Source organism: Ideonella lacteola (assembly GCF_038066555.1).
Taxonomy (GTDB): Bacteria; Pseudomonadota; Gammaproteobacteria; order Burkholderiales; family Burkholderiaceae_C; genus Ideonella; species Ideonella lacteola.
Genome location: NZ_JBBUTG010000015.1, coordinates 1 through 15,987 on the forward strand (window position 1 = coordinate 1; position 15,987 = coordinate 15,987).

Genomic DNA, 15,987 nt, shown 5'->3' on the forward strand with positions numbered 1-15,987 from the left:
GCCGCGTCGGCCGAAGGCCTGACCCGCGACGCCGTGCAGGCCCAGTACATCGCCAAGCGCGCAGCCAGCAACATCGCCAGCTTCAACCCGGAAGCCGCCTACTTCGCGCAGAACAACGATTCGAGCCAGGCCATCGCCGCGCTGTTCAGCCGCCAGCCGGCGGCGTCGTCTGCCGGCCTGAGCCGCGATGCCGTGCGTGCCGAACTGGCCGGGGCCCGCGCCAGCGGCGAGCGCAACGTGTTCGACACCGAAACCGACCTGCGCGTGCCGAGCAATTCGGTTCCGGCCACGGCCGTCGCACAGCGCTGAGCTTCAGCGAACTCAATGCCCAGACCGGGCACATCGCGCAGGGCGGGCCGCTGACATCAGCGACCCGACCTGCGCCGCCCTGGGCCGCCTTGAGCCCGTGCTGGCTGGCCGCCCTCTGCGAGCCCGTCAGTTTCGGGAGGTCGGCCGAAACATCTCGCGGTGCAGACCCCAGTGTTCGACCGCGGCGGTCAGCACGGTCGACTCGCCCTCGTGGACGTGCGCGTCGACTTCTGCCAATTCGACACACAGACGCAACAAGGTCAACCGCAGCTCAGGGTTCTGAATCTCGGCCATCAGGTCGGCCAACGTGCGCTCGTCCACCGGGCAGGTATCGGACCATTGCAGCTGCCCGCTCGACAGCAAGTCTTCGCAGAAGGTGTCCAGCAGCGCGTGCAACTCATCGCGCCCCATGCCCAGCTGTTCGTGCACGGCCAGACGGCCGAGCAAGTCGATCTCGGTGTCGCCGATGTCGCCATCGGCCACCACGGTCAAGGCGACGATGCGGGCGGCGGCTTGGGGGCTGTTCGTGGGATAGCTGCGCATGAGGGGGCTCTCCTTGGGGGCTGTCGGTCGCGGGTTCAGCTTTCTGGGCTGATGAGTCGTTGGCGCATGCGGCGCGAGTCGCTGCTGCGGCGCCACAGGCGCATCAGGAAGCGCGCAGCACGTGCCAGCGCCTGGTCCAGCGCCGTCCGCCAGTCGGCGGCCACCGAGGTGACGACCACCGATCCGGCGCCGTCGGTTCGCAGCTCCACCTGGCAGCGTTTGTCGACGCCGCCGCGTGGGCCGTTCACATCGGACATCTGCACCTCGGCACGGGGCACCAACCAGCCCATTCGTCGCAGCACGAAGCGCACGCGGCGTTCGGCCAGGTCGCGCAGGTCATGGGCTTTCGGATGGCGGGACTTGAAGAGCACTTGCACCAACGATCTCCATCGGTTGAGGAACAGATGGAATGTGGCTGGCGCCAAGCTTCTAAAAAAGCAGCATTTGTGGAACGCGAACTTCGGACAAATCTGTGCGCTGGGACGAGGCTTCAGCCGCAGACTCCGGGGTTTGGCGCGCTTCGCCGTGCCACGCTCCCGGCAGCTATGTCGGCCGCTCTGTCGGCAGCTCGGGCGGCCGGTCGTCAGGCTGGGGCCTGGCCCGCCGCCTCGACGTGCGGACGAAGTCGATGCGGCCCGCGCTGCGCCCCTGCAAGGCCGTTCAAGGCCTTGCCTTGTCGATGGCCTCGCACAGTTGCCGCGCGCCTTGCACGAAGCGTGGCCCCATCCGGCCGATGAGGTCACCGTCGATCATGGCGAAGCGCTGGTGCTTGACCGCATCCACGTCGGCAAATCGAGGCCATTGAGCCAGCTCGGGTCGATCGCTGGGCGCGCCCGCCATGGCGATGACCTGAGGATTGCGTTGAACGGCGGTTTCCCAGCTCACGGTGGGCGTGAGGCTGGGCAATTCGGCGAACAGGTTGGTGCCACCGCACGCGGTGATCGCCTGGTGGATCAGGTGCTCGCGGTTGATCGTCATCAGCGGCTGGTGCCACAGCTGGTAGAAGACCCTCACGGGCGAGCGTCGGGCGTACTCGGCCTGCAGTTGGGCCCATTGGCTTTCCACGCGCCGCGCCTGCTCGTTACCGGCTTCGGAGCGGCCCATCAGGCGGCCCAGCGAGCGCAGGCTCTGCGCCAATCCGGCGACGGAACGGATCTCGCTCTCGTACACCGGAATGCCCAGCGCTTGTAGTGGCGCGCGGGCACGTTCGGGAAAGCCGGTGCGCCACACCAGCACCAGATCGGGTTTGAGCTTGGCGATGGCTTCGTGCTGCACGGCCACGGCGTCGCCGACGATCGGCAAGGCCTGGGCGGCCGCTGGGTAGTCGCTGTAGCGGCTCACGCCCACCACCTGTGGCCCGGCGCCGATGGCGAACAGCTGCTCGGTCAGGTGAGGGCCGAGTGCAATCACCCGCTGGGGCGGCTTGTCCAGCCGGATCGTGTGGCCGCTGTCGTCGACGACGCTGACGGCCTGGCCGTGGACCGCGTGGCACCACAGCAGGGCCAGTGACAGGCCAAGGCGACGCATCAGACCGCCGCTGACTTGGGCTCGAAGTCGCACCAGGCGCGCACCTGGCAGGCCGCGCAGCGCGGCAGGCGCGCCTGGCAGACATAGCGCCCATGCAGGATGAGCCAGTGGTGCGCGTCGACGCGGTAGGCCTCGGGCACACGCCTCAGCAGCTTCTGCTCGACCTCCAGCGGGTTCTTGCCGGGCGCCAGGCCGGTGCGGTTGCTGACCCGGAAGATGTGCGTGTCCACCGCCATCGTCGGTTCGCCGAAGGCCACGTTGAGCACCACGTTGGCCGTCTTGCGGCCCACGCCAGGCAGGGCTTCCAGGGCTTCGCGTTGCGCTGGCACCTGCCCGCCATGCTGCTCCACCAGGATGCGGCAGGTTTCGATGAGGTGGCGCGCCTTGGTGCGGTACAGGCCGATGGTCTTGATGTGACGCTCGACGCCTTCCACCTCCAATGCCAGCATCTTGGCCGGCGTGGGGGCCGCAGCGAACAGCGCGCGGCTGGCCTTGTTCACGCTCACGTCGGTGGCCTGGGCCGAGAGCAAGACCGCAGCCAGCAGCTCGAAGACGTTGGTGAACTCCAGCTCGGTTTCGGGCTGCGGGTTGGCGGCCTTGAGCGTGGCGAAGAAGCTTTCGATGTGAGCCGGCGTCATGCGGAGGTGGCGTCGTCGGGGGAGGCGTTGTTGGGGTTAGGGGGCGATGGCGCGTCGGTGGCCTGCCGCTGTGCCCGGGCGCGGGCCAGGGCGGCTTCGATGATGGCGCGCTTGCGGTCGATGACGACCGGGTCGGTGTGCTGGGTCTGGTTGACGAGGTCGGCCAGTTTGTTGGCGGCCTTGGCAGCCAGGCGTTCGTCGTTCTCGCGCTTGTCGCGCGCCACCCGCATCTGGCGGAACTCGTAGCGCTGGCGCGCCTCGTTGGCGAGCGACTCGCTCCAGGCGGCCCAGCCGGTGGCGCCGCCGCTGACCGGCTCCATCACGATGCAGTCGACCGGACAGGCGGGGATGCACAGCTCACAGCCGGTGCATTGCGATTCGATCACCGTGTGCATCTTCTTCGCGGCACCCACGATGCAATCCACCGGGCAGGCCTTGATGCAGAGGGTGCAGCCGATGCACCAGTTCTCGTCGATCACCGCCACGCCACGGGCGCCCTCGTGGCCGTGCGCAGGGTTCAGCGGCAGCACGGCCCGGCCGGTGAGCGCCGCCAACCGGGCGATACCTTCCGCGCCGCCGGGCGGGCATTGGTTGATCGGCGCCTCGCCCACGGCGATGGCAGCCGCGTAGCCGTGGCAATCGGGATAACTGCAGCGGGTGCACTGCGTTTGCGGCAGTGCGGCGTTGAGGCGCTCGGCCAGGCTGGCCTGGGCGGGGGTGAGATTCGTCGGCGCGGGATGGATCACCCGCAGATTATCCCCAGCCGGGCTCGTTCATTTCTTGACGCCACCGACCATCAGCCGCGAGACCATGCCCTCGGCCTTCACCTGTTCGAAGGCCTCGCGCGTGCGCTGGACGACCTCGTCGGGCGTCTGACGGCTGTAGGCCATGTAGATGCCGGTCGTCATCTCGCTGAGCGTGAGCACTTTTTCGAGGGCGGCGGGGTCGACATTGGCCTCCTTGCAAAAGCGCAGCACGTCGTTGTCGGGCAGGGGCAGCAGCTGCACCTTGCGGTCCAGCAGCATGCGCAGGCTGTCGGCATTGCGGGCGGAGACCACCAGCTTTTCGAACCCGCGCGACTGCAGGTACTGCTGGCGCACGTCGTCGCGCATCACGCCCACGCTGTAGGCCTTGGCGTCCTGCAGATTTCGCACGGTCACGTCGTCACGGCCGCGCAGCTTGTACAGGTGGTACTCGATGCGCATGAATTCGCCGGCCCACTTGAACTGGTCTTCGCGCGCCTGGGTGCGGGCGATCAGGAAGATCAGCACGTTCGGTTCCTGCAGCGCCAGGTCGTAGGCGCGGGCCCAGGGGTAGAGCGCGATCTTGTAGTCGTTCAACTGCGCCCGCTTCATGGTGGCTTCAACGATGTCGGTGGCCGGGCCGGTCACCTTGCCGTTGCGCAAGTAGGTGTACGACGAGTCTTCGGTGACGATGCGGATGGGCTCGGCGTGGGGGGCGCCGAGCGCGAAAACCGACATCAGCAGCGCCATCGCCGAAGCCCAGAGCCGGCGCGACAAGGCGAAGCGGGGGTGTTGGGGTGACAGGGGGTACGGCATGGGCACCTCGTGTGGTCGTGTCGTCACTCGGAAATCCGGTCGCGGCCCTGGCTCTTGGCGCGGTAGAGCGCCTGGTCGGCCTGGTGCAGCAGTTGGTCGAACTGGTCCATCGTGGCGGGGTCGTACTCCGCCAGGCCGATGCTCAGCGTGAGCACCGGGGCCACGGGCGAATCGCGGTGTGGCACGGCCAACATGGCCATGCGTCGGCGCAGGCGCTCGGCCGCGGTGCGGGCGAACTGGATGTTCATGCTCGGCAGCAGCACGGCGAACTCTTCGCCGCCCATGCGGGCGACGATTTCGCCGGCGCGGGCAAAGTTGTCGCGAAGGGCCTCGGCCACCTGCTGCAGACAGCGGTCACCCTGGGCGTGGCCGTAGGCGTCGTTGTAGCGTTTGAAGAAATCCACATCGCACATCAGCACGCTCAGAGGCTGGCCCAGGCGCTGCGCGCGGCGGAACTCCACATCTTTGATCTCGTCGAAATGGCGGCGGTTGGCCAGGCCCGTCAGCGGGTCCACCCGCGACAACTCTTCGAGACGGCGGTTGGCGGCACGCAATTCGGCGGTCTGCTCATCGACCAGCTCGGCCAGCCGGTCGCGGTGGGCGGCGAGGTCGCGCTCGTCTTGCTTCTGGCGTTCAAGGTAGGTGGAGAGTTTGTGCTGCAGATCGTTGACGCCGACCTCCAGCAGGGCCAACTCGTCACCGCCGCGTGGGCGCCGATTCAGGCGCAACGCGCGTCCGAGCGTGGCAGGGGTCAGCTCTTCGAGGTGTCGCGCGATCACCCGCACGTGCACGGTCACGAGGCTGTTGAACAGCCACATGATCACGCCGGCCAGCAACAACGATTGGACCAACTGGGTGAGCACGATGCCCAGCACATCGGCCTGCAAACGCTCGCGCAGCACCCGCTCATCGCCCACGAGGTGCAACTCGCCCACCACCTCGCGGCCGCCAGGGTAAGGCTCGTAGGTGAGCTCGCGGGTGATCTGCGGCGTCATCGGCGAGACGGCCTGTCCGTCGCGATGCGCTTCCATCACCTCGGGCGTGCGGCCCATCTGCTGGATGCGCAGTTCGATGCGGCCCACCGAGGCCACCTGGGCGGCGCTGTCGAGCTGGGTGCGCAGGGCGTCGCGGTCCATCTCCCAGATGGCCTTGGACAAGGTGCGCTGGAAGACCTGGTCGATCAGCGTCAGCTCGGCGGTCATGGAGGCCAGGTGCGCACGCCAGGCCTGCCAGGTGCGCACGGCGGCCGCCATGCCGGTGAAGATCAGGCCGAACACCAGGGTGGCCAACACCAGCCTGCGCCCGAGCGAGCCGTTGCGCACCGGGCCAGTCGGCGCGGGTGTGCCGTGCATGTCGGGCGTGCCGGTGTCGGCGTCGAGCGGCGGCGGCACGGTCAACCCCAGGGCAGCGTCAGGACTGCCATTTGCGGCGGATGGCATCGTAGGTGCCGTTTCGGCGGACCACGTCGAGGCCCTTTCGAAAGCGTTCGACGACCGCGTCCGAGGTCTTCAGGCTGAAGGCCATGCTCAGCCCTTCCTCGGGGGCCAGATCTGGCAGCGGCAGGACACGGACCAGCGCGGTCTCGGGGTTGTCGCCCGCCTGTCGGCTGAGATAGTGGGCGTTCAGCTCCGCCGCGATCCACAGGTCGACGCGGCCCAGCTTGAGCTTCTGGTAGTTGAATTCGTACTTGTTGCTCGACTGCAGGTTCTTGCCGATCTCGAAACCTTTGCCGATGAGGTACTGCTCGCCGGCGTCTTCATTGACGGTGGCGGTTTGGTAGCGGCGCGCGTCGTCGAGTTGCCGGATGCCCAGATGGCGACCAGGCAGGGCGAACAGGTACCACTGGGTCGGCGAGATCACGCCCACCCACTTGAACAGCTTCTCTCGCTGGGTGGTGCGCGTGATCGAGTAGATCAGCACGTTCTCTTCATTGCGTGCGATGTCGTACGCACGGGCCCAGGGCATGCTCTTGATGGGGGCCTGGATGCCAACTTCCTTCATCACCGCCTGGACCACCTCGGTGCTCATGCCGGTGATCTGGCCACCCTGCGTCATGTTGTACGGAGGGAGCTCTTCGGTGACGACGCGCAGCTCGACGCCGGCGGCTCGAGCCGGGGCCCGGCTGGTGAGCGCGAGGCCGGCCCAGGCCCATGCCATGGCGGCACGGCGTGTGGGCCAGGCGCAAGGCGTTACAAGCAGAGGAGGGCGGCTCATCGGAGGCAGGCGACCTTTGTTATGGGCGCCAGCCTCCCATCGAGCCGACGCTGCCTGGCCACGAGAGGCCAGGCATGCGTCAGGTATCGGCAGGGACAGCCGAAAATTGAGGGGCCGTGGCGTTCACGGCCCGGCGGCGATCAGCCCGCCTTGGCGCTGCGCTTGGAGGCCGCTTTGCGTGACGCCGCGGCCTTGGGGGCGGGGAGGGCGACTTCCGTCGGCTCGTTGTAGCGCTGGATGAAGCTGCGCACTTCGGGATAGACCTTCTCCCGCCAGCGGCGGCCGGAGAAGATGCCGTAGTGGCCGGCACCGACCACGTCGTAATGGAACTGCCGCGCCTTGGGGATGCCCGTGCAAAGCTCGTGGGCGGCCTTGGTCTGGCCGGCACCAGAGATGTCGTCCAGCTCACCCTCGACCGTCAGCAGCGCGCTGGTGGTGATGTCCTGCGGGCGCACCAAATGGCCATCGACCTGCCACGTGCCGTTGACCAGTGCGAAGTCCTGGAACACCGTCTTGATGGTGTCCAGGTAGTACTCGGCGGGCATGTCGAGCACGGCGTTGTACTCGTCGTAGAACTTGCGGTGCGAATCGGCGCTGTCGTCGTCGCCGCGCACCAGGTCCAGGAAGTAGTCGTAGTGCGAGCTGAGGTGGCGGTCCGGGTTCATCGCCACGAAGCCGGTGTGCTGCAGGAAGCCCGGGTACACGCGGCGGCCCGAGCCCGGGAAGTGCGGCGGCACCCGGTAGATGACGTTGTTTTCGAACCAGCTGTAGCTCTTGTTCATCGCCAGGTTGTTCACCGCCGTCGGCGACTTGCGGGCGTCGATGGGTCCGCCCATCATCGTCAGCGTGCGCGGTGTGAATTCACCGGCACTGGCCAGCAGCGACACGGCCGCCAGCACCGGCACCGTGGGCTGGCACACCGAGATCACATGCACCTCGGGGCCGATGTGGCGGATGAACTCTTGCACGTAGGCGACGTAATCGTCGAGGTGGAACGGGCCCGCCTCGGTGGGCACCATGCGGGCGTCGGTCCAGTCGGTGATGTAGACCTTGTGGTCTTGCAACAGGCTCTTCACGGTGTCGCGCAGCAGCGTCGAGTGGTGGCCCGACAAGGGCGCGACCACCAGGACCGTCGGCTGCGACTTCATGTCGACCAGCGCAGTGGGGTCGTCGGTGAAGCGCTTGAAGCGGATCAGGCGGCAAAACGGCTTCTCGACCGCCACCTGCTCTTGCACGGCGACATCGACATCATCGACGCGCACTGTCTTGATCTCGAATTCGGGCTTTTCGTAGTCCTTGGCCAGGCGGTGCATCAGGTCGAGCCCGGCTGCCACGCGCTGCGACATCGGCAGGTGCGTGAAGGGCGACAGAGGGTGGCTGTACAGCTTGGCCGACGCGCTGGCGAATTCAGAGAACGGCGCCAGCAGCGCGCGTTGGGTTTCATAAAGCTGATACAGCATGAGCGGGGCTCCGGCGGGGCTTCAGGGCGTCAGTCGCAGATCGAGGCGAACCTTGCAAGCGCAAAACCAGCCTCGCTTTGACAAACGTTTTCACGTATTGTGCAACGCAACATGACCGCGTGCATGCGTGGATTCACGATGGGCATTCACCCTGATTGGATGCGATGTGCGTCCGCAGCATCCGTGGAAAAGCGCACGCCAGCCCGGCCAGTTTCCGTGGGGCGCTTCCCACAGCCGTGCCGCGGCCTGCCGCCCCGGCGCTGAAAGACCTGTGGGCGGACGGGGGCTGCACGGTGGGATGGCCCCTTGTCCGATCAGCTCATCCAGAACAGCACCACTGCCATGCGCTGGTCCGCAGGATCGTCGCCGCCCCAGTAGGCGGTGGCGCTGTGGATGAGGTCGGCGCGGTACAGCAGCAGGCGGTTGAACCGGTGGTCGACCGCCTGGTCGAGCACGAACAGGTTCGGGGGCACGAAACGCGTGTCCAGCGCCTCGACGAGGTTGTCGAACCGGGCGGGGATGGTGTTGCCGCCGAGTTGCCCATCGGGCAAGCGAACCCGGTAGAAGCCGGTGCCGCAGTGATCCGGCACATTCGGGTGGAGGTAGAGCACCGCGGCGAATCGGCACAGGCGGCGCGCGTCGGTGTGGGGGCGGGGGCCGGCATCGTTGGCCCCGACCAGTTGCACGCAGTTGTGGTTCAGCATGTTGCCCGTGCCAGCTGCCGCCGAGACGGCGAACAGGCGCTTTTGGCCCGTCTGGGCCTTGGCCCAGGCCTCGATCGGGGCCAGTTCCTCGGGTGTCAGGGCGGGCTGGGCGCGGCGGCCGGGCCAGCTTTCAGGGCGCTTGGGGGCGCCTTCGACCCAGTCTTGGCGGGCCAGCAGCCGCTCGCGCACGGCCATCGGGTCGGGCAGGACGTCGTCGAGAACCCAGTATTCCTTGCCCAGTACCGGCGGGCGGTAGATGAGGCGGTGGGCTTTGGGGGCGGGCGGATGCGCTGGGCGCGGCGGCAGGCTGGCGATCGGCATGGTGCGGATTGGATCACGCGCGCGGCCGGCAGCGCCCCCGGGCGCGCCCGCCGTGGCGGCCGCCAGGGCGCGAGGCGGCGAGTCGCCCCGGCCCGGTCACTTGGCGGCGGGCGCCTCTGGGCGAATGCGGTAGGCGCAGCGGCGGCCCCCGGCCAGCACGTGCTCGACACGCTCGACCGTGGCCGACGGCCCGAGACATCGCTGGAACAGCGCCAGCTCAGAGCGGCAGAAGCCCTGGCACTGGGTGGCCGCGGCGCAAATCGGGCAGTGGTCTTCGACGAGCAACCACCCTTGTTCATCTGCCGTGGCGTGCGCCATGTAGCCTTCCTCGCTGCGCACGCGGGCAAGGCCTTGTACCCGTTCGCCCACGTTGTCCAGGCCTTCGAGCTGGCGGCGATAGACCTGCTCGGACTCGGCCTCGCGCGCGGCGATGAGGGTGTCCAGCGCCTGCGGGCCGAAGTGTTCCGCCGCGTGTCGCAGCAACTGCACGGTGAGGTCGCCGTGGCGGTCGGGGAAGCGCCCATGTCCGGCGTGGGTCAGGCGCCAGATGCGGCGAGGCCGGCCCACACCCTGGGGCTCGTCGTGGAAGTCCACCAGGCCCTGTGTGGCCAAGGCCTGCAACTGCTTGTGTGCGCCCATCGGCGTGATGGCGCAGGCTGCGGCGAGGGTGGCGGCGGTCTGCGGGCCACGGCTTTTGAGTTGGAACAGCAGGCGATCGGTGGTTTGTGCGGCCATCGGGGGGGGGGCGATAGGGGGCGGTGCAGGCGATGCGACGGGATGTTTGGGCTTCTTACGCGGCCACCGATGATGCCGCCGAACGCTCGCGCCGGGCTTCATGGTGGGCCCAGCGCCACAAGGCCCAGGCGGCGCAGCCGGCGCACAGGGCGCCCATGGCCATCACCGCGCGCACATGCCACAGCGACAAAGCGCCGCCAGCCAGCGCCACCGCCACGTTCGAGAAGCAGAAGATGGTCGTCAACAGGCCCATCACGCGCCCTTGGCCGTGCCGCGCGAAGCGGGCAGACACCCAGGCCGGCATGAAGGCGTTGTAGACGGCCAGCGGTGTGCCCAGCAGCCCGATCACCAGCAGCCCCGGCGTGCCCGGCAACACCACCAGCAGCGCCAGCCCGGTGGCGCCGCACAGGGCGGCGATGGCGGTGATGCGCATCGGGTGATCGGCCGAGGGGATGCGACCGGCCAGCCAGGTGCCCAGCAACATCGAGCCGCTTTGGGCGGCGGTGATCCAGGCGATGCCCGTGCTGGTGAAGCCGGCTTCCGTGACACACCAAAGCGGCGCGTACTCGTACAAAGCCGTGACGCCGCACATGTAGACCAGCTGCAGCAGGAAGAGCCGTCGCAGGTCGGGATCGTGAACCAGCGGCGCCAAGGTGGAGCCGGCCATCGCACCAGCCGGGGCGGGTGCCGCCCGTGTGTTGTCGCCCGCTGCCATCGACCTCCCACCCGGCACGCCCGTCATCACCAGCCCGATGCAGCCGGCCATGGCTGCCGCGGCCACGGCAAAGGGCACGGCATCGCCCCAACGCAGCAGCAGGCCGCCGAACAGCGGGCCGACGATCCAGCCGCCGTACTGGAAAGCATTGAGCCAGGCGAACGCCTTGACGCGGGTCGATTCACCATGGTGATCGGCCAGCAGGGCGCGTGCGATCGCGACCACGCCTTCCGTGAGGCCGGTGGCAAAGCGCGCCAAGACGAAAAGCAGGTACCAGCGTTCTTCGAGCGCCCCGGCGGTCAGGAGATTGAACAACGCGCACGCCAGCAGGCTGACGACCAGCACCTTGCGCCGCCCCAGGCGGTCGGACAGCGGGCCCAAGACCAGGCTGCCCAGCAGGATGCCCGCGGGGTTGGCGGCCAGCGCCACGCCCAGCAGCCACTCGGGCGGCATGCCGGCGAAATGGGTGAAATTGTCGGCCGGGCCCTCGACGAAGATCGGCGCCAGGATCGGGTAGGGCATGGCCATGCCCACCGTGCACAAGAAGGTCACGGCACACACGGCCACCAGCAGCCGCCAAGAGGCGCGATCCGGGCTCACGGTTGGGGCCTCGGGTTGGCTGCCACCGCTGGCGATGCAGGCAGCACGCGGGCATAGCCGGGCCAGCCTCTGAAGCGCCATTCGGCCAGCGCAGTCCAGGCGAGCTTGATCTGGTGATCATCGCCTTGCGCCGTGAGGGTGGGCAGCGCATCGGCCCAGTGGGCCTCGACCGCTGCAGGCCCCAGGCGCACGGCCACCCAGTCGGGCGCGGGACGGCCGCAGCTCACCCACGCGGCGAGCCAGGCACGCCAGAAACCGCGCATCACGGTGCGCGTTTGTTCCGGGCTCAGCCGGGCGTGGGGCAGCACGAGCCGAAGCGCGTGGCACGCGGTCACCAGGTGAAGCGCAACGAAATCGCGGCTGGCCAGGTAGGCAGCCAGTGAGGCCTCGGCGAATGCGTCGAGGGTGAGCGCCGCGTCACTCGGTGCGCGGGCGCCGATGACGAACTCGTCGAAACCGGGCATTGCCGCGCAAGCCTGCATGTCGTCGGTGATCGTGGATTCCGGCGGCGCGCTGAAGTCGAAGGCCTCGACGTTCATCGCTTCGCCCAACGCGGCGGCGATGGTTGGCAGGCCAACCGGGACCGCGTCGGAGAGTGGCGGGCCCAGGAATTCGAGGCGGTATGTCCACCCCGCCAGGGCATGCGCCAGCTCGCCAGGGTGGCCGGCGTCGATCGCATAGGCCACACGGATGAGCCCATGAAAGCTCGAACTCTCACTCGCCAGCAGAAGCGCCGGCAGATAACGCGCCAACACGGCGGACCGGCCATCTTCGGCCAGCGCTTGCGCATGTCGGCGCGCGGTGTCGGCCTCGGGGCTGTCGGGGGCGAGCGGTGCGAGGCGCGGCGCGATCCGCTCGAACTGCGTCCACATCGTCGCGACGGGCGCCTTCAGGCGGTGAAGGGCTGTCATCACCATGGGCAGGTGATTGGACAGCAGCATGCGCCGCACGGGGTAGCTGGCGGCATACGCGAGCGAGGCGGTCAAGGCCTGATGCAGCGATGAATTGCCGTCCTCGGCTGGCAGGTCGGTGGGGCTGGACATGGCGGTTCGAGGTGTCGTGAGGTGACGCGATTGTCGCCCAAGACCCTCATTTAATAAACAAACAGTTTATTAAATGACGATGCTGACAGGGACTTGAAGGCGGGATCGGAAAGTGTTGGTTTTGAAACCGCTTGCATACCAGTTGTGTCGAGGAGAGTGTCGCAACTTGGTGCACTGAATGCGCGTTTCTGGGTTTGTCGAAAACGGCCCCACGCCTGGGAAACGGGTGTGACGGGCGGTATCGGCGGGGTACGCGCCAAGCCACTCGGGTGTACACAGCTGGCACCCAACTGGTATTGAAAGGAGAGAGCCCCATGACATCTCGCCGAATCGTCTTCGAGCTGGCCGCTGTGTGCCTCAGCAGCCTGCTCGTCACGGCCGTACAGGCCAAATCCATGCCGTATGGCGGCAAGCCCGTTGCCATCCCCGGAATCATCCAGGCCGAGAACTTCGACCTGGGGGGTGACAACGTCGGCTACCACACCAAGGACAACATCAACCATTTCGCGCAGTACCGGCCGGATGAGGGGGTGAGCCTGGAAAAGAGCACCGACACCGGCGGTGGCTACAACATTGGCTGGGCCCGCGCGGGTGACTGGCTGAACTACACCATCAAGGTCGACAAGGCGGGCACCTACACGATCTACACACGCGTGGCCTGCGTGGGCAAGGGCGGCACGTTCCACTACAAGCTCGACTTTGTGGACGCCACCGCAGCTCAGGCCATCCCCGACACGGGCGGCTGGCAAAACTGGGTCACCTTGAGCACGACGATCCAATTGCCGGCGGGCCGCCATGTACTGCAGCTGCACGAAGACACCCCGGGGGCTGACAGCAATGGCGATGTCGGCAACTTCAACTGGATCAAGATCAAGAAGGGCGGATCCGGAGGGGGCGACGGGCGCGAGAAGCTGTTGAGCTTCTTGAAGAACACCTCGGGCGTGGCCACGGTGGTGGGCATGCACAACAAGTACTCGAGCACGCCCCACAGCTACACCGACGAGAACGACGCCATCGCCGGACGGCCTTCGGCGCTGTGGGGAGGCGACTTCCTCTTTGGCGACCAAGTGCAGTACCGCAGCCGCATGATCAACGAAGCCAAGGCCCAATACGCCAAGGGTGCATTGGTGGCGTTGACCTACCACGCCTGCTCGCCCAAGCGCGACGAATACTGCAGCTGGGACGACATCGGCGGCAGCAACCACGCCCAGCTTTCGGACGAGGAGTTCCGCCAGCTCACCACGCCGGGCACGACGCTTTACAACAACTGGATCGGGCGCCTGAACACGCTGGCCGGCTTCTTCCAGGAATTGAAGGACGCCGGGGTGGCAGTGGTGTTCCGGCCGCTGCACGAGATGAACCAGTGCGTGTTCTGGTGGGCCTGCCACACCGGGGCCAACGGCAGTGCGCAGCTGTACCGCATCACCCATGACTACCTGACGAACACCAAGGGGCTGACCAACATCGTCTGGGCCTGGAACATCCAGGATTTCTCCAGCATGCCCAATGACTTGAGCCGCTACGACCCGGGGTCGGCCTACTACGACGTGCTGACGCTCGACATCTACGAAAGCGGCTTCCGTCAGGACTACTACGACACGATGGTCAACTACGCCAAGGGCAAGCCCATCGCCGTGGGTGAAGTGCAGTACATGCCCAGCGCCGACAAGCTGCGCCAGCAGCCCAAGTGGACTTGGGTGATGCAGTGGTCTGACTTCATCTACGACAACGACCACATGATCGCGGATCTGTACGCCGCGCCCAACGTGACGACCCTGGACGAGATGCCCGGCTGGTGAGCCGCGGCGAACGCTGTCAGGCGGGCTGGGCGTTCGTCCAGCCCGCGTTCTGAAGCACGATGCGGTAGCCATCGGGGTCGGCGAAGCTGCGGCCCCGTTGGTCCCAATAGGGGTTGAACGACACCACGGGCAGGAAGCCTGCGTTCAACAGCCGCTCGCAGGCGGCCTGCCACTCGGCCGCCTCGGGCAGGTAAAGCACGATCAGGTCTTCTGGCGTTGGCGTCGGAGGCACCGGATGCTGCCGCGAGTGGGTGAACTCGAAGTGATAGGCGCCACCGGGCTCACCGAGCATCGCGCCATCGAACCCTTCATGGTCTTCAAACCCGCCCAGCCAGGTGAGGCCGAGGCCGCGGCGGTACATCTCGATGGTGCGAGCCAGTTGCGAGACAGGACGGGCGATGCGAAGGTGGGCGGGCATGGCGATTTGCGTGGGTTCGACGTGAAGCCATCATGCCGCATCACTCTAAAATTAAAAACAAACAGTTTATAAACTGCACAACGAAAAGGGCCTTGCGGCCCTCTGCGGAACTCGATGCCAGCTCAGATCACCTTGGCGATCGACTCGGCCACGTAGCCGATGTTCTTCTCGTTCAGCGCCGCCACGCAGATGCGGCCCGAATCAACACCGTACACACCGAACTCGCCGCGCAGGCGTTCCATCTGCGGCTTGGTCAGGCCTGAATAGCTGAACATGCCGCGCTGAGTGGTGATGAACGAGAGGTCTTGCTTCACGCCGGCCGCCTTGAGCCGTTCGACCAGGGCCGTGCGCATGGCCTTGATGCGATTGCGCATGCCTGCGAGTTCCTGCTCCCACTGCTGGCGAAGCGCAGGGGTGGTCAGCACGGTGGCGACCACCTGGGCGCCATGCGTGGGCGGATTCGAGTAGTTGGTGCGGATGACGATCTTCAGCTGCGACAGCACGCGGGCCGCTTCTTCCTTGTTTTCGCAGACGACCGACAGGGCGCCGACACGCTCGCCGTACAGGGAAAAGCTCTTCGAGAACGAGGTGGAGACGAAGAAGTCGATCCCGGCCTGGACGAAGCGGCCGATCACCGCGCCGTCTTCGGCGATACCGTCGCCGAAGCCTTGATAGGCCATGTCGAGGAATGCCACCAGCTTGCGAGCCTTCACGGCCTCGATGACGGCATCCCACTGTGCGGTGGAAATGTCGTATCCGGTCGGGTTGTGGCAGCAGGCGTGCAGCACGACGATGGTGCCGGCGGCGGCGCCGTTGAGCGCAGCCAGCATCGCATCGAAGTTCACGCCCTGGCGGCTGGCGTCGTAGTACGGGTAGGTTTCAACGGTGAACCCGGCGTTGGTGAACAGCGCGCGGTGGTTTTCCCAGCTCGGGTCGCTGATCAGCACTTTGGCGCCGGGATTGACCTTCTTGAGGAAATCGGCGCCGACCTTCAGACCACCCGTGCCGCCCAGGGCCTGCACCGTGGCCACGCGGCCGGCGGCGAGGATGTCGCTGCCCTCGCCAAACACCAAGCCTTGCACGGCCTTGTCGTAGGCGGCGATACCGTCGATGGGCAGGTAGCCGCGGGCGCGGGCCGCTTCCACCAACTGGGCTTCTGCGGCTTTCACGCAGGCCAGCAGCGGCAGCTTGCCGTTTTCGTCGGTGTACACGCCAACGCCCAGATTCACCTTGGCGGGGTTGGGGTCGGCATTGAACTGCTCGTTCAGGCCCAGGATGGGATCACGGGGGGCCATTTCGACGGCGGCAAACAGGGACATCGCAAAGCTTCCTGAAGGGACGGTGTCAGTAGGGGGCGCGCGTCATTCGGGCAAAGACCGCTCAGCTGCGCTACGCTGCAAGG

General features: G+C 67.0%; 16 protein-coding genes and 1 pseudogene. 2 read left to right on the plus strand and 15 right to left on the minus strand.

Features of this window, described 5'->3' with window-relative positions:
- Window positions 1-309: pseudogene (locus AACH06_RS20515) on the plus strand (hypothetical protein); the annotation flags it as partial.
- A gap of 126 nt (window positions 310-435) precedes the next feature.
- Here AACH06_RS20515 and AACH06_RS20520 read toward each other — a convergent pair.
- The 13 genes from AACH06_RS20520 to AACH06_RS20580 all read right to left on the minus strand — a co-directional run bounded on the left by AACH06_RS20520 (window position 436) and on the right by AACH06_RS20580 (window position 12,368).
- The gene (locus tag AACH06_RS20520) at window positions 436-852 is read right to left on the minus strand and encodes a tellurite resistance TerB family protein (protein WP_341427633.1); all 417 of its coding nucleotides are present in this window, start codon (window positions 850-852) and stop codon (window positions 436-438) included.
- 35 nt (window positions 853-887) lie between these two features.
- Complete coding sequence (locus AACH06_RS20525; RefSeq protein ID WP_341427634.1) at window positions 888-1,229, minus strand: HPF/RaiA family ribosome-associated protein; 342 nt, start codon at window positions 1,227-1,229, stop codon at window positions 888-890.
- A 283-nt stretch (window positions 1,230-1,512) separates the two neighbouring features.
- Window positions 1,513-2,379 carry a cobalamin-binding protein gene (locus AACH06_RS20530; protein WP_341427635.1) on the minus strand — a complete coding sequence of 289 codons (867 nt, stop codon included), beginning with the start codon at window positions 2,377-2,379 and terminating at the stop codon, window positions 1,513-1,515.
- The gene (nth, locus tag AACH06_RS20535) at window positions 2,379-3,017 is read right to left on the minus strand and encodes an endonuclease III (RefSeq protein ID WP_341427636.1); all 639 of its coding nucleotides are present in this window, start codon (window positions 3,015-3,017) and stop codon (window positions 2,379-2,381) included. Before nth ends, AACH06_RS20530 begins: the two co-directional genes overlap by 1 nt.
- The gene (gene rsxB, locus AACH06_RS20540; protein ID WP_341427637.1) at window positions 3,014-3,763 is read right to left on the minus strand and encodes an electron transport complex subunit RsxB; all 750 of its coding nucleotides are present in this window, start codon (window positions 3,761-3,763) and stop codon (window positions 3,014-3,016) included. The genes nth and rsxB overlap by 4 nt, the downstream gene beginning before the upstream one ends.
- A gap of 27 nt (window positions 3,764-3,790) precedes the next feature.
- Window positions 3,791-4,576: a substrate-binding periplasmic protein gene (locus AACH06_RS20545; RefSeq protein WP_341427638.1), complete on the minus strand. Its 786-nt coding sequence runs from the start codon at window positions 4,574-4,576 to the stop codon at window positions 3,791-3,793.
- A gap of 23 nt (window positions 4,577-4,599) precedes the next feature.
- Window positions 4,600-5,967 (minus strand): GGDEF domain-containing protein, encoded by a 1,368-nt coding sequence (locus AACH06_RS20550; RefSeq protein WP_341427639.1) that lies wholly within the window; start codon window positions 5,965-5,967, stop codon window positions 4,600-4,602.
- A gap of 19 nt (window positions 5,968-5,986) precedes the next feature.
- Window positions 5,987-6,733: a substrate-binding periplasmic protein gene (locus tag AACH06_RS20555; RefSeq protein ID WP_341427640.1), complete on the minus strand. Its 747-nt coding sequence runs from the start codon at window positions 6,731-6,733 to the stop codon at window positions 5,987-5,989.
- A 197-nt stretch (window positions 6,734-6,930) separates the two neighbouring features.
- The gene (locus tag AACH06_RS20560) at window positions 6,931-8,250 is read right to left on the minus strand and encodes a polyhydroxyalkanoate depolymerase (protein ID WP_341427641.1); all 1,320 of its coding nucleotides are present in this window, start codon (window positions 8,248-8,250) and stop codon (window positions 6,931-6,933) included.
- Window positions 8,251-8,564: 314 nt separating this feature from the next.
- On the minus strand, window positions 8,565-9,275 hold the full coding sequence (locus AACH06_RS20565; RefSeq protein WP_341427642.1) for a DUF6445 family protein: 711 nt from the start codon (window positions 9,273-9,275) through the stop codon (window positions 8,565-8,567).
- A gap of 96 nt (window positions 9,276-9,371) precedes the next feature.
- The gene (locus AACH06_RS20570) at window positions 9,372-10,010 is read right to left on the minus strand and encodes a helix-turn-helix transcriptional regulator (RefSeq protein ID WP_341427643.1); all 639 of its coding nucleotides are present in this window, start codon (window positions 10,008-10,010) and stop codon (window positions 9,372-9,374) included.
- A 55-nt stretch (window positions 10,011-10,065) separates the two neighbouring features.
- Entirely contained in the window at window positions 10,066-11,325 is a 1,260-nt protein-coding gene (locus AACH06_RS20575) for an MFS transporter (protein ID WP_341427644.1), read from the minus strand.
- A complete protein-coding gene (locus AACH06_RS20580) occupies window positions 11,322-12,368 on the minus strand; it encodes a questin oxidase family protein (RefSeq protein WP_341427645.1) in 1,047 nt (348 codons plus the stop codon). The genes AACH06_RS20575 and AACH06_RS20580 overlap by 4 nt, the downstream gene beginning before the upstream one ends.
- Window positions 12,369-12,682: 314 nt before the next feature.
- Between AACH06_RS20580 and AACH06_RS20585 the strand changes: the two genes are divergently transcribed.
- A complete protein-coding gene (locus AACH06_RS20585; protein WP_341427646.1) occupies window positions 12,683-14,167 on the plus strand; it encodes a glycosyl hydrolase in 1,485 nt (494 codons plus the stop codon).
- Between the two features lie 16 nt (window positions 14,168-14,183).
- Here AACH06_RS20585 and AACH06_RS20590 read toward each other — a convergent pair whose 3' ends face one another.
- Window positions 14,184-14,585: a VOC family protein gene (locus AACH06_RS20590; RefSeq protein WP_341427647.1), complete on the minus strand. Its 402-nt coding sequence runs from the start codon at window positions 14,583-14,585 to the stop codon at window positions 14,184-14,186.
- 122 nt (window positions 14,586-14,707) lie between these two features.
- A complete protein-coding gene (locus AACH06_RS20595) occupies window positions 14,708-15,904 on the minus strand; it encodes an amino acid aminotransferase (RefSeq protein ID WP_341427648.1) in 1,197 nt (398 codons plus the stop codon).
- Window positions 15,905-15,987: the final 83 nt, after the last annotated feature.